The following is a 21,006-nucleotide window of genomic DNA, read 5'->3' as shown; positions in this document are numbered from 1 at the left end:
CTGTTACGGTCGTTGCCGATACATTTCAGACTGGGACGATAGGTAAACTTGGGGGTTTTTGTACGCGTTTCATGCGTTTCTACGGCTGCAGAGAGGGTTTTCCCGCGTTTTCGGTTGATTCGAGCCACACGCAATTGTCAGGTCAAATACCCGGCCTAATGGCTAACGCAGACCCGGCGCAGCGGCACGGCCGGGCGGAACGGGTATGCTGACGAGCTCAGCCGGCGTTGTCCGGGCAATTTTCCTTGAAGCTACTTGTGCACTATGACCGCTCATCCGCCGCAACTCGACCACCTCGTTATCGCCGCCCGCACGCTGGAGGAAGGCGCGGATTTCATCGCCGCGAAACTGGGCGTGGAGATGACCGGAGGAGGTGCGCATCCGCTGATGCGCACGCATAACCGCTTGCTGAACCTGTGGGGCGGCGCGTATCTCGAAGTGATCGCGATCGACCCGAACGCAGAGCCAATCGATACACCGCGCCCTCGCCTCTTTGCACTCGACGACCCGGCGCTGCGCAAGCGCCTCGAAGCCGGCCCGCAACTCGTGCACTGGGTCGCAGGGGTGAAGCGGCCGAAGTCGTTGACGCGCTGGCAGGCTCAATATCCGGAGCGCATCCCGGCTGTCGTAGCCATGACACGCGGCGGGAACGCCTGGGGCCTCACCGTCCCGGGCGATGGCGCTTTTCCAGCGTGGCAAGGCGCCGGTGACGGGCTGCTGCCATCGCTGATTCAGTGGGACACGCCGCTGCATCCGAGCGAATCGTTGCCGGAAACGGGCATTGCGCTGAAGTCGCTGACGGGGTTCCATCCGCGTGCGCACCTGATCTCCGAGCAACTGGCATGGCTCGGCGTGTCGCACCTGATGCAGGTCGAGGTGACGGCGGGCGCGCCGGTACTCGTCGCGGAATTTGAGTTGGCGGACGGTTCCATCGTTACGCTGGGTGAATCGGCGGAATCGATCGAAGCGCTCAAACAGGCAGAGGTCACGCCGGCGAAGCCCGCCCGCAAGCGCGCGAAGAGCAGGAAGACCGAGGACGCCACTGAGACGCATGACGTGGACACGCCAGAGGACACGGCCGAGCCGACGCAGGATGAACAATAGGACGACCGGCTTGCTTTTTATTGGCGCCGTGTTTGACGAACAACCCCGGCCACCAGGCACGCGATAATAAGCATCCGCCGCAGTTCATCTGTCGCGCTAAATTGCAGTACGCAGGACCTTATTCGAAGCACCGTGCAGCATTTTTATCAACCCGCATGCGCATTAAAACCGCTCACCGAGACCAACTGAGGACCCCATGAATCAAGCCGACCTTCAAGCCCAGCCGTGGCAACTTTCCGAACGTGCGAGAAAGCTCACCAGTTCGGCGATTCGCGAAATCCTGAAGGTCACCGAGCGGCCCGAGGTCATTTCATTCGCGGGCGGATTGCCGTCGCCGGCTACATTTCCTGTCGAGGAAATGCGCGTGGCGTGCGACCGCATCCTGCGTGACAGCCCCGCCGCCGCGCTGCAATACAGCGCCACCGAAGGCTATCTGCCGCTGCGCGAATGGGTCGCGCAACGTTACTCGGTCAACGGCGCGTCGATCCGGCCATCGCAAGTGCTGATCACAACGGGCTCGCAACAAGCGCTCGACCTGCTCGGCAAAGTGCTGATCGACCCCGCAAGCCGCGTACTGGTCGAAACGCCCACGTATCTTGGCGCGCTGCAGTCGTTTTCCATGTATGAGCCGAACTACGTGCAAGTCCCGACCGACGAACACGGCTTGATCCCGTCCTCGCTTGACGCCAACCTGACGGCTGGTGCGCGCCTGCTGTACGCGCAGCCCAATTTCCAGAATCCGACGGGCCGTCGCTTGTCTCTGGAACGCCGCACCGCTCTTGCCGCGTTCGCGCAACGCGCCGGCTTCCCGGTGATCGAGGACGATCCGTACGGCGCCCTCGACTACGCAGGCGCACCGCTGCCAACCATGCTGTCGATGGCGCCCGACCACATCGTGCATCTGGGGTCGTTTTCGAAGGTCCTGTCGCCCGGCATGCGCGTGGGTTACATCATTGCGCCCGAAGAGTTGCACTTCAAGCTGGTGCAGGCGAAGCAGGCAACCGACCTGCACACACCGAGCCTCACGCAGCGCATCGTGCACGAAGTCGTCAAAGATGGCTTCCTTGAGACGCATATCCCGAAGATCCGCGCGCTGTATCGCGACCAATGCGCGGCGATGCTGGCGTCGCTCGAACAGCACATGCCGGCGGGCGTTGAGTGGAATCGTCCGGAAGGCGGCATGTTCGTGTGGGTGAATCTACCGAAGCACATCGATACAATGAAGCTGCTCGAGCAGGCAATCGAGCAGCACGTCGCGTTCGTGCCCGGCGGCCCGTTCTTTGCGAATGAAGCGCAACACAACACGCTGCGCCTGTCGTTCGTGACCGTGCCGCCAGCGAAAATCGACGAAGGTGTCGCCAAGCTCGGTGCGCTGATCCGCGCGCTGGTCTGATCTCGTCGCATGGCAAGCGTGCCGCGGCGGGACGACCGCCTTGGTACGCTCTCGCTTCATCCTTTCCATTTCTAGGGAATACCCCATGGCCCAACTGAACGTCTACGACAAGCTGAAGGAACTCGGCATCGAATTGCCGACGGCAGGCGCCCCCGCCGCCGCCTACGTGATGAGCGCGCAAAGCGGCAACACGGTTTATCTGTCCGGCCACATCGCGAAAAAGGACGGCAAGGTGTGGGCGGGCAAACTGGGCGCCACGCTCACGACCGAGGAAGGCCGTGCCGCCGCGCGCTCCATTGCCATCGACCTGATCGCGACGCTGCACGCGCACGTCGGCGACCTGAACCGGGTGACGCGGATCGTGAAGGTGATGAGCCTTGTCAACTCCACGTTCGAGTTCACCGAGCAGCATCTGGTGACCAACGGCGCATCCGAGTTGATCGCCGATATTTTCGGTGAGGCCGGCAAACATGCACGCTCAGCATTCGGCGTAGCGCAGATTCCGCTGGGCGCGTGCGTCGAAATCGAATTGATTGCCGAAGTGAGCTGAAAGCGCTGCTTTAAACGCTTAAGAAGCATAAATCGCTGCAACGAATTTTAGTCTTGTTCTTAATCCCGATGCCGCCCGGCATCGGGATTCAAAATACCGCATTCCGTTCGCTTAAATTCACTTTCCAGAAACATGTGCCACCCCGGCCGGAGCCCCTCCAGATAAGCGCTTCAGCCTATCCGTGTATACCTCGATACTTCGCCTCGCCGCCGCGCTTCCTTAAATGAGTGGCCTTCAGTAATATCTAAGCCGGTTGTCATTGGTATTATCTGACTCAGCCGCCATTATGGAAATCGGTCTCACGCGGGGGAGACTGGATAACCAGGGGCTATCGGTGAACCCGGGCCAATGCCGGACGGAGTTCCAAAAGCAGTATTATCAAAACCATCGTAAGCGAAATGCAAGTGTGCTTGACGCGCACGCAGGTCCCAGTCTGCAAAGAGGGGCTGCAAAACTAACTCGAACGATGGCCGGGTTCATCGGAAAAACGGCAATAACACCCCGCCTCACCGGCATTGGACGCACTGCTGCAATGCCGACACTCATTTGTGTTGTTCCGGACGCACTATCGGCGCAACCCGTCACAGGGTCCATGGACTGACCAAACCCATGAATCGATCACGGCCCAAAGCGCCACGCGACATGAAACAAGCGGATTTTCCGCGACGGCGCCGCGCATTGTTCGCCATTCCAGCGCTGGGCGCGCTCGTGCTCGTCCTGCTGTGGACGGTGATCTTCGCGCGCCTGTCGGTGGAGCGCGAGGCCGCCACGCACGCGTCGATGGCTTCGGCGGCCATCCTCTCGTCCGCCCTCGAGCAGCACACGATCAAAGCCATTCATCAGGTCGACCAGATCACGCGTTTCGTCAAATACGAGTTCGAGAAGACGCCTGGACAGTTCAACCTCGCAAGCACGGTTGAAAAAGGCGTGGTGCAAAGCGACACGCTCGTGCAGGTTTCATTGATCGACGAGCACGGCATGCTGATCGGGTCCACAGCCGGCGCCATAGCAAAACCCGTCGATCTTTCCGATCGGGAACATTTCCGGATTCACCAGCTTTCCAACGACGACCTGCTTTACATCAGCAAGCCCGTGCTTGGCCGCGTTTCCCGCCAATGGACCTTGCAGATCACACGCCGCCTGAATCATCCCGATGGCTCGTTTGCCGGCGTCGTGGTGGTGTCCGAAGATCCCAGCTACTTCACGAGCGACTTCTACAACGTGGCGTCGATCGGACGCGACGGCGTGGTTGCCGTGATTTCGGACAACGGCTCGGTGCTCGCGCGCAGCACCGGCGTAGGTCCCGGTCCCGGCCCCGGTCCCGGCCTGGCAGCCACCTCACCGGACGGCCGCCCGATGAAAAAGGTCGACGGCACCGACACGCACGGCGGGTTCACAGCAAGCGGCGTGTACCCGACCTCCGAGCACGCATCGGGCATCTATGTCGATCCGATCGACAACGTCACGCGCATCGTTTCGTATCGGCACATAGATGGCTATCCGCTCGGTGTGCTTGTCGGGCTGTCACAGGCAGAGGAATTCACCGACTTCAATCACACGCGGCGCGTTTATCTTTTGATGGCGACTTTCATCTCGCTCGCCATGCTTGGCTTTTTCGCGGTTGCGACCGGACTGATCGGCAAGCTGCTCGGACGTGAGCGCGAGATGACGCATCTCGTTGAATACGATTTGCTGACCGGTCTGCGAAACCGCTATTCCACGCTGCAAATGCTGCGTCACGACGTTGCCAAGCCGGAGAACGTCGGCCATCTCGCGCTGCTTTTCATCGATCTCGACAACTTCAAGACCGTCAACGATACCCTCGGCCATAATGCCGGCGACATCGTGCTGCAAATGACCGCGTCGCGACTGGCGGAAACGGTCAGCGACAACGGCACGCTGTCACGTATCGGCGGCGATGAATTCGTCGTGGTGGTCAAGGGCGCTGACGTCGAGCGGCAAGCAGTTGAACTGGCGGAAGCGGTTTCGCATATGTTCGCGACACCGTTCGACGTGCGCGGCAGCGCCTTCGTGTTGCACGCGAGTATTGGCATTGCGTTGTATTCAGTGTCGAGCGAAAGCGAAATCGACTTGCTGAAGAAGGCCGATCTGGCCATGTACAGCGCGAAGGACGCGGGCAAGAACTGCTATCAGTTTTATTCTCCGCAGTTGTCGCATCGCGCTGATCATTTGATGAAGTGGGAACAGCAATTACGGGTCGCCCTGGCCCAGGATCAACTGTTCCTCGCTTATCAGCCGAAGATCGACCTGACCCGGCGATGTATCACGGGTTTCGAAGCGCTTGCCCGGTGGAACCATCCTCAGCACGGTCTGATTCCGGCCAACGAGTTCATTCCGGTCGCGGAATCGACGGGACTGATCGTGCCGATCGGCGACTTCGTGATTCATACCGCTTGCCGTCAATTGGCGGTCTGGCAGCGTCAAGGCTACGACGGGTTGTCACTCGCGGTGAATATCTCGGCGGTGCAGTTCTGGCGCGGGGATTTGCTCGAGACCGTGGCGGCCGCCATTCGCGAAAACGGTATCGCGCCGGGGAAACTCGAACTCGAGATTACTGAAACCGTGATGATGGAGTTTCCGGATATCGTCGCGGAAAAGATCTCTGCGTTGAAGCGGCTTGGCGTCAGGATCGCACTGGATGATTTCGGTACCGGATATTCGTCGCTGTCTTATCTGAACCGGTTTGCCGTCGATACACTCAAGGTCGATCGCTCGTTCGTTCAGGCGATTCCGCACGACCGCAGTGTTTGCGTGATGGTCTCAGCCATTGTCAATCTCGCCCGGTCGTTGGGATTGACGGTTGTGGTTGAAGGGACCGAAACCGAGGAGCAGGTTGCATGGCTGTCCCGGCTTGGACCGATCGAGGCCCAAGGATTTCTCTTTTCTCGCGCGGTTCCGGCAGACGGTGTGCAGGCGCTACTTGACCGGTTTGGGGTCTGCGGCCTGGGGCTCATGGCCGACGTGGCGGCCCTGCCGTTGGGAGAAGCGCCGTCCAATGCGGTTGAGTGATTCTGGGGGTCGACCAGATCGCAATGGCCGGGCGGGCTGCGTTCAAGGTCGGAGCAAGGAGCGGTTGAATCAGGTTTCCCGGCGTCACCATCGGTAATCGATGCCCGCGCTTCCCGCATGCGTATGACCGCCACCGCCGAATTCACCGTCGTAGCGTAAAAAGGCGTGGATTTGCCGGCCCAATTCCACTCGGGCTCCAAGACCGACCTGCGCCATATCTCGCGCCGGTCCGCTGCCGTGAACCGTAAAGTCACTATCGGCAGCGCCTTCGAAGCGTGCATTGATCGCTTGTGTCTGCTCGCCATATTGATGAGCCCAGGCCAGTTGCCCGTTCAAGCTCCAGGCGCGGCCGAACCAGTCGACGCCTTTTCGCCATTGCGCACCCAGTAACGAACGCATTGAATTCGTCGTATTCCCTGACACTGCCAGATCCACCGAATCTGCACCGGTTTCAGTGAATGCCGGATTTTCGACGCTCTGCATTTCAAGCGCCACGAACGGCGTGAATACACCGAATGTCGCTATTGGCAAATCCACGCCGTTACGTAGCGATGCGAAGTACTGGTTTCCATCGACGTTGCCAAGGGCTGTGCGCGGGGTATCGGTGAAAAAGAGGGAGCGTTTCATTTCATCGTCATTGCGCGCATAGCCGATCGTGGCCTGAAGCCAATAAGCTCCCGGCACATAGCTGCCGTAAAGCGCAGCCTGATAGCTATCGAATTGGCCGTGAACAGGCAGCGTGTCGGTCGACGTATTACCGTGGACGGCAACCAAAGCGGCTCCCAGCGTGAACCGCGGCGCGACGCGGTAATCGACGCCGGATATCACGCCGGCCACGCTTGTTTGCTGCCCGAGCCACGTGTCATACCCGTCTGTCTTGCCGGTACTGCCGAGCACGCCGATCCACGAACATGCCCGCTCGCCGCTTGCAGCCGGCGCAGCCGACTCGCCTGCGGCGCATGCCCCCGTGGTCCGTGCCGCGGTCAATCTTGAATCGATTGCGTCCATGCCAAGCCGAGCGGCTTCGAAGTGAGCGTTCGAGAACGCGGTATAGGCTTCCGCGCCCAGTTGGTCGATTGCCGCGTAAGCCGATGCACCTTCAAGATTCAGCAGGTCACCCGTGACGGACAGAAAATCGCGAGTGGGCAGAGCGCCCGTGCCGATGCCCGCTACGCCATGATCAAGCGCCGCCTCGACCGCTATCTCGTTTGGCGTGCCGCCGGCGAGCTGGAAGCCGCGTTGTACATGAATGTACGCATTGTTCGTGTCGTAAATTAATGTCGGCAAAACGAATGGGCTGAACGTTGTGATGCCCGAGAAAGTTCCATTTACACCAGAAGTTGTACTAAGTATCTTGTACGTGTCGCTTGGCGTGAATAATCCGGCGCGCAAATGCGCTTGTACGGTGCCACCCTGTAGCGTTGCAGTGCCATCGATGCTGATGAGGTCGATTCCTTGCGGCGAGACATTGGCTTCGTAGCGGCTGCCGATGGCCTGGATGTATGAGCCGGCGACCGACAACGTGCCGATCGCCAAAGGCTGAAGACCTGTTGTCGCGGCGGTGCTCGTCACGCCCGGTGCAATGACGCCTTGCAACGTGAGCGCGCCATTCAAGGTTCCCGTTCCAGTCAGGGTCGCGCCCGGAGCGACGGTTATCACTGGACAAGTCAAGGTGCCTGTCAGCTTGAGGGTGCCACTTTCAATCGCGCTTGAGCTACCTATCTGAACGGAACTGGATACGGTCCAGTCGATGCCTTGCATCGCCAGCGTGGAAAAGCCGTAGGTGCGACTGGACAGTGCTCCCGAACCCTGTATGACGAGCGCATTCGCCGAGCCGCTTCCACCATCGAGATCGCCTGATACCTGACTGCCACTGTCGAGCGTCAGGCGATTGCCCGACCCTGTGAAACGAAGCGCGGCGCCATTTCCGATCAAGGTTCCCGCGTTGTAGATCGAAACATTCGAGCCGACCTGTACGGCGGCGCCTCCCGCGCTTGTAATCGAGCCGCCCTGCTCGTTCGTCAGACTTGCTGAACCTGTTGATGCATCGATCGCGACGCCCGTTCCGTTTGTACCTTCGGCTGCGATAGACCCCCCGTTGGTGATCGAGACATTCGGGCCGGCGTGTACAGCGACACCCGCTGCGCTTTTGATCGATCCGCCTTCCTGGTTGAGAAGAGTCGCAGGGCCCGTTGGCGCGTCGATCGTCACACCCGCTCCGTTCCCGCCCGTCGCTGCAATTGACCCCGCGTTGATAATCGAGACGTTCGAGCCGGCCTGTACGGCCGCGCCTCCAGCGCTTGTAATCGAGCCGCCCCGCTCGTTCGTCAAGCTCGCTGAGCCGGCTGAAGCGTCGATCACAATACCCATTCCGTTTGGGCCTTGTGCTGAAATAACGCCCGCGTTATCGATCGACACATTCGAGCCCGTCTGCACTGCGACGCCGGCCGCACCTGTAATCGATCCGCCTGGTTTGTTTAGAAGAGTTGCAGGGCCCGACGATGCGTCGATCGTCATCGCCGCTGCGCTCCCACCCGCCGCGGCGATAGACCCCGCGTTGACAATTGAGACGTTCGAGCCGGCCTGTACGGCAACGCCTCCCGCACTGGTAATCGATCCGCCCTGCTCGTTCGTCAAGCTCGCCGCGCCCGTCGAGGCATTGATCGCGATTCCGGCTGCGTTCCCACCGGTCGCTGCAATGGACCCCGCGTTGACCACGGTCGTTCCCGCACCATTCGCGACCACCGCGGCGACACCCTCGGCACTACTACTTATCAATCCGCCATTGACTACGCGACTCGACTCATTGACCGACACCGCATTTCCCGATGAAGCGATAACCGCGCCGCCGGACACTACCTCGATATCGATCCCCGTTGCCCCGGGCGTTGCAATGAGACCCCCGCTTAAACGCCCCGCCATCTCCACACCGCCTCCGCTGACGAGCCATGTCTGCGCGGCGCCATTTGTGCCGGTCAAGGTCCAGGCGCCCGAATCGTTCTTTTGCAAGATGTCGAAGCCGCGATATTGCCCGGATGCATCAAGACTCGATATATCGAATCTTCCCGAACTGGCTCCGCCGAGAACCAGCGTATTGGTTGTGGATACGCCATGCGCACTCGCATCGACAATGCCGCTAATCACCGAGGTCCCCGCCAGAATCAAGGTATTGTCGTCCGGGCCAAAGAGAATCGCCGTGCCCCCTTGCCCGATGATGGTGCCACTGTTGGAAACCACACTGCCGACGCCGGATGCGCCGACGGTCAGGTCGATTGCCGTACCGTTGAGCGAACTGATCAGTCCGGCGTTCTGGATCGTAATCGCCGAATTTGAAATAACGCCCGGACCGTAAGCAGCAATTTTTCCAGTGGCGAGATTCGTGACGGTTCCGCCGTTCGGTAAATGAATCCCCGACTGGGTCTGTGTAATATCCGCTGCCGAGCCGCCAATATCGCCCGCATTGGTGACTGAGCTGCTTGCGCTATTGGCAAACACGCCGTCAAACCGGCCCACAATAAAAGCGCCAACGGTATTAGTCACATTACCGCCGCTATATAAGGCGACGGCTGTCGTGGTCCGGCTAATCAGCGATCCGTTATTGACAAGTACAACGGGACTGTCGAATTCGACCGAGAAATATCCGCCGATGACGGTTCCATTATTCGTGAGCGCCCACGTGGCTGATTTATTGGCCTGCCCTTCAATCCCGATGCTGCCCTGTGCGGTCGTATCGATATTCGCGCCAGTGAGCACGTTGTACGGGTTGCCCGCCGGAGCCAGGATATAGCCGGTCAGGGAACTGTCGAGGTCAGTGGCGCTCGCTTTGCCCCCAATGCAATTGATCACGATCAGGAGGGTTATCGGAACGTCCCGCCAGGGATGCCCCGTTTTCGGCCAGGATATCGCCCAGCCGGAGCGTCCCCTTGCCAACTCGTCCAAAGCGCGCATTGCCCAGTTCCCAAAACGATAGGACTCAGCACTTTAGACCGTCGTGAAGGTGTTGACCATGAGCAGCAATCGCTTCAGACACGCAATGAAACGCCGGGAATGGTTGGTGCAGTCGTTGGTGCAGTCCACCGTCCATTTCCGCGAGCGATTGTGCAATAACGCGCTACATTCCCCGCGACAACACCGCTGCGCCAATGGTCACCACACCCAGCACGATATTGACCAGGACCAGCCTCCTGATCGTCCCCACTGCTCTAGCGCCATCCGGCCAGTTTTGCGCCTGCACTGCGCGCCGGATTTTAGGGAATACGCCAAACCGGATATGGCCGAATATCAGCATCATCACAATGCCGAGACCCGCCATGGCGTGTAACGGCAAAGCCGCGTGGGCGCCGCCGAATTGCGTCAGCAAAAAGCCGCCGGTCAGCAGTATCACCAGCACCGATGCCGCCACCCAATTGAAAAATCGAGCGAATACCGACTCCCATAACGGCAACCTCAATTGCGGCGATAAATCCGCTATGGCCGGCCGCAGACAGAAGTGAGCAAAAATCATCCCGCCAATCCAGACCGCCACCCCCAACAAATGCAGGAACAGCGCCACTTCAATCGCTTTATTCATTAACGTTCCTAAATGCAGGTGAATCACCGGTTCCCACTACCGAGCCAAGCACTCAATCACCTAAGCACCTATCCGCCACTTCGCGCCACTTCGCCCGCCGCCTTTTTTCAAAAGGTTCGGGCGTTCGACCCAGTCAGGCGAAGCCAGTTCAAGTATTTTCGAGATAAACAAACACCCCGGGCCGGCTTAGCCAACCCGGGGCGCGTGATTACGCGTCATTGCGCGTCATTGCGCGTCGGTTGTCAGCCTTCGAACACCGGCCGCAACTCTGTCACCTTGATAGTCGACTCGGGCGCACGGCCCTTGCGCGCCCGTTTGCCTACGTGTGCTTCCAGGGCTGCGCCCGCGAGTTTCTCGTCACGCGCCTTGCCGCCACGTCCCGTGCCGATCAGCACCAAACCGCGTGCATCGATAGCCAACGCCTGCCGCAACGTCTCTTTCGGATCGAGCGCCATCAAAATGACACCCCGGCCGCCGCCCGACAAGGTCTTCATCTCGTCGATATCAAATACCAGCAGGCGCCCGTTGCTCGACAAGCAAACGATCCGCGTCGCGCCGGGCAGCACCGGCATGGGCGTAAGCGGCGCCGCGCCTTCATCGATCGTCATGAACGACTTGCCCGCCTTCACCCGGCTCACCATGTCGCCCAGCTTGGCCATGAAGCCAAAGCCGTTACTCGATGCCAGCAGCAAAGGCTGATCGACCGAAGCGGCAAAATAATGCAGCAGATGCGAGCCCGACTCGAGTTCGATCAGCGACGTGACCGGAACACCGTCGCCGCGTCCGCCCGGCAGGATGGCGACGGGCACCGAGTACACACGCCCGTTGCTGCCCCACGCGATCAGCATGTCCGGCGTACGCGCCTGGAACGCGGCGTATATGCCGTCACCGGCCTTGAACTGGAAGCTGGCCGGATCGAGGCCATGCCCCTTCAACGCCCGCACCCAGCCCTTTTGAGACACCACCACCGTCACCGGCTCGTCGACCACCCGCGCCTCGAACGTCGCCCGCTTTTCCGGCTGGATCAACGTGCGGCGATCGTCGCCATATTGCTTGGCATCGGCTTCGATCTCCTTGATCAGCAGGCGTTTCATGGCGGCGTCGCTGTTCAGTAACTCTTCGAGCTTTTCCTTTTCGCTGCGCAATTCCTTCAGCTCCTGCTCGATCTTGATTGCTTCGAGCCGCGCCAGTTGCCGCAAGCGGATTTCGAGGATGTCGTCGGCCTGGCGCTCGCTGAGGTTGAACCGCTCCATCAACGCCTGCTTCGGATCGTCGGCTTCGCGGATGACACGGATCACTTCATCGATATTCAGGAAGACGATCATCCGCCCTTCAAGAATATGAATCCGGTCGTTCACCTTCCCCAAGCGATGCTGCGTGCGACGCGTGACCGTCGTGAACCGGAAGCCGACCCATTCGTGCAGGATTTCGCCGATGCTTTTCTGACGCGGCCGGCCGTCCGCGCCGATCATCACCAGGTTGATCGATGCGTTCGACTCCAGGCTCGTGTGCGCGAGCAGCGAATTCACGAACTCCGTCTGGTCGATACGGCTCGACTTCGGCTCGAACACCAGTCGAACTGGCGCGTCGCGGCCGGATTCGTCCCGAACCGTGTCGAGCAACGCGAGCAGCGTCTGCTTGGTCTGCAATTGATCAGGACTCAGCGCCTTCTTACCGAGCTTGATCTTCGGGTTCGTCAGTTCCTCGATTTCCTCGAGCACCCGCTGGCCCGACGTGCTTGGCGGCAATTCCGTGATGACCAATTGCCACTGACCGCGCGCCATCTCCTCGATCTTCCAGCGCGCCCGCACCTTCAGGCTGCCGCGGCCGGTTTCATAAGCCGCCGCAATCTCGGCCTGACTCGAAATGATCTGCCCGCCACCCGGAAAATCCGGACCGGGAATCAGCTCGACCAGCCGCGCATGATCGATCTTCGGATCGCGGATCATCGCCACCGCGGCGGCCGCGACTTCACGCAGATTGTGCGAAGGAACCTCAGTCGCCATCCCTACGGCAATACCCGACGCGCCGTTCAGCAGCACGAACGGCAGGCGCGCGGGAAGAAGCTTCGGCTCCTGGAACGAACCGTCGTAGTTCGGCATGAAATCGACGGTGCCCATGTCGATTTCATCGAGCAGCAATTTCGCGATCGGGGTAAGACGCGCTTCCGTGTAACGCATGGCCGCCGCGCCGTCGCCGTCGCGCGAGCCGAAGTTGCCTTGCCCGTCGATCAACGGATAGCGCATTGAAAACGCCTGCGCGAGGCGCACGAGTGCGTCGTAGGCCGACTGGTCGCCGTGCGGATGGTATTTACCCAGCACATCACCCACCACGCGAGCCGATTTCACCGGCTTCGCGGTGTTGGCCAGACCCATCTCGTTCATCGCGAACAGGATGCGGCGCTGCACGGGCTTCTGGCCATCGGACACGTCGGGCAGCGCCCGGCCTTTGACCACGCTCACCGCATAGTCGAGATACGCGCGCTCGGCGTAATCGCCGAGCGTCAGTTTTTCGCCTTCGGGCGCGGCTTCTTGGTCCGCGAAGAGATCGTCCATCAGATTTCCAGTGTTATGCGTTGACGAAGTTCAGAGTGTGCATACAGCATCAGCGACAGGTCGGGCGTCGTATGCGCCCGAGCTTGAAAGCGTCAAATGTCGGCTTCTACTTCGTTGCCCTTCTCCTCGAGCCAACTGCGTCGCGACGCCGCTTCGCCCTTGCCCATCAGCATCGTCATGCGTGTGACCGTGTCGTCAAAACCGAGATCGCCGACTTGAACCGGCAGCAAGCGGCGCGTGTCCGGGTTCATCGTGGTGTCCCACAACTGTTCCGCGCTCATCTCGCCGAGGCCCTTGAAACGGCTGATTGACCATTGCGTTTCGCGGACGCCGTCCTTTCTCAGTTTGTCCAGGATCGCCTCGAGCTCACCTTCGTCGAGTGCATAGAGCTTTTGCGCCGGCTTCTTGCCACGCGCGGGGGCATCGACGCGAAACAAGGGCGGCCGCGCGATGCACACATTGCCCTGCTCGATCAGTTGCGGAAAGTGCTTGAAGAACAGCGTGAGCAGCAGGACCTGGATGTGCGAGCCGTCAACGTCCGCGTCCGACAGGATGCAGATCTTGCCGTAACGCAGATTCGAGAGATCGGCCTTCTGGTCCAGGCTGTCGGGACCGTGCGGGTCCACACCGATCGCCACCGCGATGTCGTGCACTTCGTTGTTCGCGAACAGCCGGTCGCGTTCGGTTTCCCACGTGTTCAGCACCTTGCCGCGCAACGGCAGGATGGCCTGGAATTCCTTGTCGCGGCCCATCTTCGCCGAGCCGCCGGCCGAATCGCCCTCGACCAGGAAGAGTTCGTTGCGCGAGACATCCGTCGATTCGCAGTCAGTCAGCTTGCCGGGTAGCACGGCCACGCCCGAGCTCTTGCGCTTCTCGATCTTCTGCCCGGCGCGCGTACGTGCCTGCGCCTGTCGGATCACCAGTTCCGCGAGTTTCTTGCCGTACTCCACGTGCTGGTTCAACCACAATTCGAGCGCGGGTCGCGTAAACGACGACACGAGTTTCACCGCGTCGCGGCTATTCAAGCGCTCCTTGATCTGCCCTTGAAACTGCGGATCCAGCACTTTCGCCGACAACACAAACGACACGCGCGCAAACACGTCTTCGGCAAGCAGCTTCACGCCCTTGGGCTGAAGGTTGTGCAGTTCGACAAAGCTCTTGACCGCCTGGAACAGTCCGTCGCGCAAGCCCGATTCATGCGTGCCGCCCGCGGGCGTCGGGATCAGGTTGACGTACGACTCGCGCAACAACGGGCCTTCTTCGCTCCACGCGACAACCCAGGTTGCGCCCTCGCCTTCGGCGAAGGTTTCTTCATTCGACTTCGCATTGCCGGCGAACCGTTCGCCTTCGAACAACGGGATAAGCAAGTCGCTGCCGCCCATGCCTTCGAGCAGGTAACCGCGTAACCCATCCTCGTATTTCCAGCTTTGCTGCTCGCCGGTTTTTTCGTTGATGAGCACGACTTCCACACCTGGCAGCAAGACCGCCTTTGAGCGCAAGAGCCGCTGCAATTCGCCGACCGGCAGATTGGGCGAGTCGAAGTACTTCGGATTGGCCCACGCAGTGACACGAGTCCCTGACTTCTTCTCGCCGCGGTTCATGGCGCGGGTTTCGAGCGGCTTCACGACGTCGCCGTTGGAAAATCCGAGATCCGCGACCTTGCCGTCGCGCCACACGGTCACATCCAGGCGCGTGGATAACGCGTTCGTCACCGAGACGCCTACGCCATGCAGGCCACCGGAAAACGTGTACGCACCGCCGGCAGCCTTATCAAACTTGCCACCCGCGTGCAGGCGCGTGAACACGATCTCGACGACCGGCACGCCTTCTTCCGGATGCATGCCGAACGGGATGCCGCGTCCGTCGTCTTCGACGGACACCGAATGATCGGCGTGCAGCGTGACCGTGATCTGCTTGCCATAGCCGCCGAGCGCCTCGTCGGAGGCGTTGTCGATGACTTCCTGAATGATGTGCAGCGGATTTTCGGTGCGGGTGTACATGCCGGGCCGTTGCTTGACCGGCTCGAGACCCTTGAGCACCTTGATCGATGCTTCGCTGTATCCGCTGTTCTTGCCGCCGTCGGCGGCGCTGGGTTTTTTCGTGGACATGTCTGGACGGTGGTCCGGCGGTCCGGGTGGCCGCGGCTCGAATCCGGTAGCGGAATTCAGACAGCGGCCACGCCGGACAACCGGCGAATGCGTGAACATAACAGGGCAACTCGGGCAACTCGGCCAACCCGGACAACCGAACCTGAGCCGGTTGCACCGGGTTGCGCGTTAATAATCTGGAACCTCGGAATCTGGAACCTCGACGGCCTCCCGCCTGACTACAGCGTTTCACTACAAGGTGTCACCACGGTGTAACCGTGAAGATCCTTCGCAAATCCTGCTCGCGGCCGTGCGCCCGAAAACGCGACGTATTTTACTGTTTCCGGCAAATTTTTCGATATGGGAAGGACGCCGGTCTGGAAACCCGGCTCACTTGCGCTTTGCTTCCAGTTCTTCCCAGCGTTCGAGCGCGACCAGCAATTCCTCGTCGATAGCCGCATGCCGTGCGCTTAGCCGCGTGCCTTCTTTAGGATCTTTCGCGTACACCGACCCATCTTCGAGCTTTGATGCAATCGACTTCTGCTCGGCTTCGAGCGCCGCGATCTGCGCGGGCAACGCTTCCAGCTCGCGCACTTCCTTATAGGGCAATTTGTTCGACCGTTGCGAATTGCGCCCTGCGCCGCTGTCCTTCGGGCCGTCTTCCTTCTTCGCCTGCTTGGCCGTGTCACGGGCGGCATCCAGAGCAATTCGCTCCGAACGTTCGCGCTGGATCTGCCAGTCGGTGAATCCGCCCACATATTCGCGCCACATGCCGCCGCCTTCGGACGCAAACACCGACGTCACGACGTTATCCAGGAACTGGCGGTCATGGCTCACCAGCAGCACGGTGCCGTCGTAATCGGTGAGCAGTTCTTCCAGCAATTCGAGCGTCTGGATATCCAGGTCGTTGGTCGGCTCGTCCAGCACCAGTACGTTAGCCGGCCGCGCGAACAGGCGTGCGAGCAGCAGCCGGTTGCGCTCCCCGCCCGACAGCGAGCGCACAGGCGAACGCGCGCGCTCCGGTGCGAACAGGAAGTCGCCGAGATAACTCATGACGTGCTTCTTCACGCCGTTCACCTCGACCCATTCACTGCCGGGGCTGATGGTGTCGGCGAGGGTCTTGTCGAGGTCGAGTTGCGCGCGCATCTGGTCGAAATACGCTACCTGCGTGTTCGTACCGGTGCGCACCGTGCCTGTGTCCGGCGCGAGTTCGCCCAGGATCATCTTGAGCAGCGTGGTCTTGCCCGCGCCGTTCGGACCGATGAACCCGAACTTGTCGCCGCGCATGACGGTCGCGGTGAAGTTGTCGACGATCGTTCGATCGCCGTATTTCTTCGTCACATCGGTCAGTTCCGAGACGATCTTGCCCGAGCGCTCGCCCTGGCCCACGTCCAGCTTCACGTTGCCCTGCACGTTGCGGCGTTCTGCGCGCTCATTGCGCATTTCCACAAGCCGCGCGATACGCCCTACGCTGCGCGTACGCCGCGCCTCCACGCCCTTGCGAATCCACACTTCTTCCTGCGCCAGCAGTTTGTCGAACTTGGCCGCTTCGACCTGTTCAATCTCAAGCTGCTGCGCCTTGCGCGTCTGGTACGCGGTGTAGTTACCCGGATACGACAGCAAGCGTCCGCGATCCAGGTCCACGATGCGAGTCGCCACCTTGTCGAGGAAAGCCCGGTCGTGGGTAATGAACAGCAAACCGGTGCGCAACGTGACCAGCATCTCTTCCAGCCAGCGAATGCCGTCGAAGTCGAGGTGGTTGGTCGGTTCGTCCAGCAGCAGCACGTCAGGTTGTACAACCAGCGCACGCGCCAGCGCCACGCGCTTTTTCATGCCACCCGAGAGCGCGCCCGAACGAATGTCGCCGTCCAGCCCAATCTGCTGCAGCGTGGTCGCCACGCGGGTTTGCCAGTTCCAGGCGTCGTGCAGGTCGAGCGAGGACTGCAGCGTGTTCATGTCATGCAGCAGCGCGTCGTGCTCGGGACCTTCGGGGGTATCGGCGAGTTTGTGCGCCACGACGTCATATTCGTCGAGCAGTTCCCGCTCATGCGACAAGCCGGACGCGACGACGTCGAACACCGACGCCTCCAGGTCGAACTCGGGTTCCTGCGGCACGTACACGGTGGTGAGCTCGTTTTGCCGCGTGATGAGGCCGTCGTCCGGCTTGTGGAGCCCGGCGATAATCTTCAGCAGCGACGACTTGCCGGCGCCGTTACGGCCGATCAGGCCGACGCGTTCGCCCGCTTCGAGTGAAAAGTCAGCGTGATCGAGCAACGCAACGTGGCCGAACGCGAGTTGCGCGTTCGAAATGGAATAAAGCGACATGGGAGGCAGCCGGAAAAGTGCAAATACTGGAAGGGGCCATTGTACCGGTCTTGACCGGCACGCCTGGAGGCCGCTTACAAGCCCTATGCCATCAGGACAAGTCGAGCGGCATGATAAGTCGCAAAATAAGTCGCAAAAAAACGCGGCAGCGCCGCGTTTTTGAGATTGGCGCCAGGCACAGAGCCGCCTGGCGGCGACCGGTGAAATCCGGCACGAAGATCGTTATTTCACGTGGATCTTGATCGTCTGGCTCATTTCCGGTCCAAACGACTGGTGGGCGCCGTCGCCGAATTGCAACGTCAGCGTGTGATCGCCCGGGGGCAGCTTCACGTCCGCTTCCGTCTGCATCTTGCCGAAATGCAGCGATTTATCGTTCATTGGGATCACGAGACCCTTTTGCATCGGGCCTGCGTCGATCAGCAAATGGTGGTGGCCTTTTTGCGGGTCCAGATCGCCGGCCGGCGCGAGCGCCATGCCTTCCAGGCCGAAGACCACATGCACCGGGCTTGTGACGGTGGCGCCGTCTTTCGGTTCGACGAAAAACACCCGGGCTTGCTGCGCGTGCGCCGCAACGGCCACAAGGAAAACGCTCGACAACACCGCTCCCGACAACAGTTTCTTGAACATCATTTTTTTGCTCCCTGAAGAATGCGGCTGCCGGATCAACTACCCGGCAGGCCAAAACGGTTTCGTGCGACACGCGTGGCGTAACGCTCGCTGCGATTGGTCCGACGCAGCGCGATCTTCCAGACGACACGCAAGGGACTCAAAAACCGCCGGGGAGAGGATACACCGAGCATAAGAAATCACGCAGATCCGTGTTTCTGCCCCGCCCGGAGCTGCTTCACTTCGATGAACCCGTTCCGACATTCCGGTACTATGCGGGTCGCCGAGTGTTTCGGCGACCCCGCGCGGTGCACCCCGAAAGGCGAACTTTCGGGCATTCAGCCGCCGAGTCGAATATTTAACGATGTTTTGTCGAACGAGAAGAAAGAGTCTGTCGTGAGTGAAGTTTTAGAATATAAAAGCTGGGTTTGCCTGATTTGTGGCTGGATATACAACGAAGAAGACGGCTTGCCGGAAGAAGGCATTGCGGCCGGAACCCGTTTCGCCGAGATCCCGGACTCGTGGCGTTGTCCGCTGTGCGACGTCGGTAAAGACGATTTCGTAGCAGTCGAGTTCTGATCCGGCTGCAGGATTCAGTCGTCGCAGTCGTTGATTCGTCGATTCAGCGCGCGACCACAATGAGTTCCCGGCTCGCGGCCGATACCGCTGCTCCATCCCAGTCGCCCTGCCACATGAGGTGGCGGAACCCCGCGGCCTCGAGCTGCGCGGTGAGTTCGTCCTGAGTCCGAAAGCGCAGTTCGCTCGCGGACGTCAGCGTCTCGCCCGTCGCCTCGAATCGATAATACGTGTTAAAGCGAATGCCCGACTCCGGGCTTCCGCTCACGTCGTCCTGCCACACCTCCACCTCGCCGACTCCGTTCACGTCGATCAGCCCGCGTGATTGCGCGGGCGTCCAGGATTCCCACGCTCGCGCGGCCGGATTGCGGCTCTCGAACGCCAGGGTGCCGCCCTCGCGCAACGCGTAGCGGGCGGCTTTGAGGGTATCGAGGAATGCGGTGTCATCGAGGAAAACTTGCGCGACGTGGCCCGTCATCACCAGCAGGTCGGCAGGAGGCAGCAAGGCGAGCGCGCGAGCGTCGCCTTCAATCCACTGAACGCGATCACCGTTCGGCCTATGCCGCGCCACGTGCAACATCTCGGGCGCGGGATCGACCGCAATCACCCGATGCCCCCGCGACGCCAGTTCACAGGCGAGCAAACCGGTTCCGCAACCGAGATCGATAACGCGCTGCATGCCTGCAGCCAACGCCAGGTAGAAGTCGGTATCGGCGGCGAAGGGGTTCAGCGTGTCGTACAGCGCGACGAGGCGCGGGTCAGTGTAGAGCGTGGATGGCATCGGAATATCAAGCATAGAGTCAAGCGTTTCAGCGGCTGAGATAAGCAAGCGCGTCGCGCATGGACTGGCTGGGCACGAGGATGGAACCCGTGAACGGTGTGTCGAGATCGAGGATCACGAGCACCGTGGATGCTATCGATAACGCCCCAAGCATGATCGTAACCAGCGCCAGCGCGTTACGTGGTGCGATCAGTCCAAAGCAAAGAAAAATGACGAGCAGCCAGAAGACGAGAATCCGGTCGAACGGCGAGGAAGCCGAACCGCGCGCCTCCTCCACGATCTTCCAGCGTTGCTGGATCAGCCGCTCAAACCGGTCTTGCGCTTCTTCAGCAAGCTTCTGGTGGAACTGATCGGTCGGCTGCAACGCGCGAGTGTATCGTTGGGCCCGTTCAAGCATGGCGCCCAGCGCGCGGCTATCCAGATTGTCCGTGCCGGTGCCCGGCGCCAGCGTTTTCTCGTAATAGTCGCCGGGAGGCGGCGGTTCCTGCGCCCAGGTGGACGCAATCGCGGCCGCCGTGTAGGCGCGCAGGATCCGGCGGGGAACGTCGGTATCCGGGCCGTACTCGCGCAAGGTGTCATTGAGTTGGATCAGCGCGGCGGCATAGGCACGGATGTCGTTCGTGGTGGTATCGAATGTTGTTTTCGACGATGCCGTCAGCAAACCCAGCACGAGCGCCGCAAACGTGACCAGCATGCCGACCACCAGCTTGAGCAATTGCACGGTTTCATGCGCCTTGTGTTCCTCGGGCAGCAGCGGGCGCACGATCACGCCAAGCCCCGTGGCCGCGAGCAGGCACAAGAACACGACGACAGAGGTTTCGAGTTCGGTCATGGCGGGCGCGGGGGGACATTTGTATTATCGGATGAAGCAGCGGGTTATTCCAGACGAATGGGTTAATGTGGCGGGGTGCGGCGGGGTGCGGCATGACTCAGTTGACCCCGTCATGAGGTGGCCACGATAATCGCCAGTTCTGCTTGTTAATCGACCGGTGAGAGAAGGCATGAAACGGACGAAATACTGGGCTGCTGCGTTTGCTTTGGCAGCCAGCGGGAGCGTGTTCGCAAACATCGCCGCCGATAACGTCATCCGCAGCGCGGCGCCGCCGAGCGAGCGCGCCATGGGCAATGAGTGCACCGACAAGACGATCAAACCATTCGCGCGGCCAAAAGACAGCACAGTGTCCGACGATATGTTGCGAACGGCGTTGACCCTGATCTCGGGTTTTGCGCGCGGCAGCAATCGTGGAGCCGCGACTCGCGTGTGCGGCGACCAGTCGGCGCTTTAGGTTGATTTTGGGTTGTTGCTTCACGGTTCCGGACTTTCCGAGCCCGTCATCCCGCGGATTTCCCCCGCCTCGCTCGAGCATTTCCTTAGCAGACCTGATTCGAGCGTTCACGTAAACCCGCTTCCCTGCTTCACGCCGCGCCA

At 60.6% G+C, this 21,006-nt stretch carries 13 protein-coding genes and 1 pseudogene; 6 read left to right on the top strand and 8 right to left on the bottom strand.

The genetic code is table 11. The annotated features are described in order from the left end of the window. Positions 1-264: 264 nt before the first annotated feature. The 4 genes and pseudogenes from ACSOSP_RS00145 to ACSOSP_RS00130 all read left to right on the top strand — a co-directional run. A pseudogene (locus ACSOSP_RS00145) lies at positions 265-927 on the top strand (VOC family protein); the annotation flags it as partial. A 373-nt stretch (positions 928-1,300) separates the two neighbouring features. Then, positions 1,301-2,497, top strand: coding sequence for an aminotransferase-like domain-containing protein (locus ACSOSP_RS00140; RefSeq protein WP_455308884.1), 1,197 nt, complete (start codon positions 1,301-1,303; stop codon positions 2,495-2,497). A gap of 85 nt (positions 2,498-2,582) precedes the next feature. Next, the gene (locus tag ACSOSP_RS00135) at positions 2,583-3,047 is read left to right on the top strand and encodes a RidA family protein (protein WP_031361289.1); all 465 of its coding nucleotides are present in this window, start codon (positions 2,583-2,585) and stop codon (positions 3,045-3,047) included. Positions 3,048-3,656: 609 nt separating this feature from the next. Then, positions 3,657-6,077 carry a bifunctional diguanylate cyclase/phosphodiesterase gene (locus tag ACSOSP_RS00130; RefSeq protein ID WP_455308883.1) on the top strand — a complete coding sequence of 807 codons (2,421 nt, stop codon included), beginning with the start codon at positions 3,657-3,659 and terminating at the stop codon, positions 6,075-6,077. Positions 6,078-6,161: 84 nt separating this feature from the next. Here the strand turns inward: ACSOSP_RS00130 and ACSOSP_RS00125 are convergent, their stop codons facing one another. From ACSOSP_RS00125 to ACSOSP_RS00100, 6 genes are all read right to left on the bottom strand, one after another. Next, positions 6,162-10,025: an autotransporter domain-containing protein gene (locus ACSOSP_RS00125; RefSeq protein WP_455308882.1), complete on the bottom strand. Its 3,864-nt coding sequence runs from the start codon at positions 10,023-10,025 to the stop codon at positions 6,162-6,164. Between the two features lie 163 nt (positions 10,026-10,188). Continuing rightward, positions 10,189-10,647, bottom strand: coding sequence for a CopD family protein (locus ACSOSP_RS00120; protein ID WP_031361286.1), 459 nt, complete (start codon positions 10,645-10,647; stop codon positions 10,189-10,191). A gap of 242 nt (positions 10,648-10,889) precedes the next feature. Next, the gene (parC, locus tag ACSOSP_RS00115) at positions 10,890-13,202 is read right to left on the bottom strand and encodes a DNA topoisomerase IV subunit A (RefSeq protein ID WP_455308881.1); all 2,313 of its coding nucleotides are present in this window, start codon (positions 13,200-13,202) and stop codon (positions 10,890-10,892) included. A gap of 92 nt (positions 13,203-13,294) precedes the next feature. Further along, positions 13,295-15,310, bottom strand: a complete 2,016-nt coding sequence (locus ACSOSP_RS00110) for a DNA topoisomerase IV subunit B (RefSeq protein WP_455308880.1) — start codon at positions 15,308-15,310, stop codon at positions 13,295-13,297. 369 nt (positions 15,311-15,679) lie between these two features. Continuing rightward, the gene (locus tag ACSOSP_RS00105) at positions 15,680-17,614 is read right to left on the bottom strand and encodes an ATP-binding cassette domain-containing protein (protein WP_455308879.1); all 1,935 of its coding nucleotides are present in this window, start codon (positions 17,612-17,614) and stop codon (positions 15,680-15,682) included. Positions 17,615-17,836: 222 nt separating this feature from the next. Continuing rightward, positions 17,837-18,244 carry a DUF4399 domain-containing protein gene (locus ACSOSP_RS00100; protein WP_455308878.1) on the bottom strand — a complete coding sequence of 136 codons (408 nt, stop codon included), beginning with the start codon at positions 18,242-18,244 and terminating at the stop codon, positions 17,837-17,839. Between the two features lie 372 nt (positions 18,245-18,616). Between ACSOSP_RS00100 and ACSOSP_RS00095 the strand changes: the two genes are divergently transcribed. Next, positions 18,617-18,799 carry a rubredoxin gene (locus tag ACSOSP_RS00095; protein WP_455311040.1) on the top strand — a complete coding sequence of 61 codons (183 nt, stop codon included), beginning with the start codon at positions 18,617-18,619 and terminating at the stop codon, positions 18,797-18,799. A gap of 43 nt (positions 18,800-18,842) precedes the next feature. Here the strand turns inward: ACSOSP_RS00095 and ACSOSP_RS00090 are convergent, their stop codons facing one another. Together ACSOSP_RS00090 and ACSOSP_RS00085 are read right to left on the bottom strand one after the other, a co-directional pair. Beyond that, on the bottom strand, positions 18,843-19,577 hold the full coding sequence (locus tag ACSOSP_RS00090) for a class I SAM-dependent methyltransferase (protein WP_455308877.1): 735 nt from the start codon (positions 19,575-19,577) through the stop codon (positions 18,843-18,845). A gap of 28 nt (positions 19,578-19,605) precedes the next feature. Continuing rightward, the gene (locus ACSOSP_RS00085) at positions 19,606-20,409 is read right to left on the bottom strand and encodes a bestrophin-like domain (protein WP_455308876.1); all 804 of its coding nucleotides are present in this window, start codon (positions 20,407-20,409) and stop codon (positions 19,606-19,608) included. A 169-nt stretch (positions 20,410-20,578) separates the two neighbouring features. Here ACSOSP_RS00085 and ACSOSP_RS00080 point away from each other — a divergent pair, with 169 nt between their 5' ends. Beyond that, entirely contained in the window at positions 20,579-20,863 is a 285-nt protein-coding gene (locus ACSOSP_RS00080; RefSeq protein ID WP_455308875.1) for a hypothetical protein, read from the top strand. Positions 20,864-21,006 lie beyond the last annotated feature (143 nt).

It is taken from the genome of Caballeronia sp. KNU42 (genome assembly GCF_053760385.1).
Note: the sequence above shows the minus strand (reverse complement) of the source record. Positions and strands in the feature narration are given on the sequence as shown.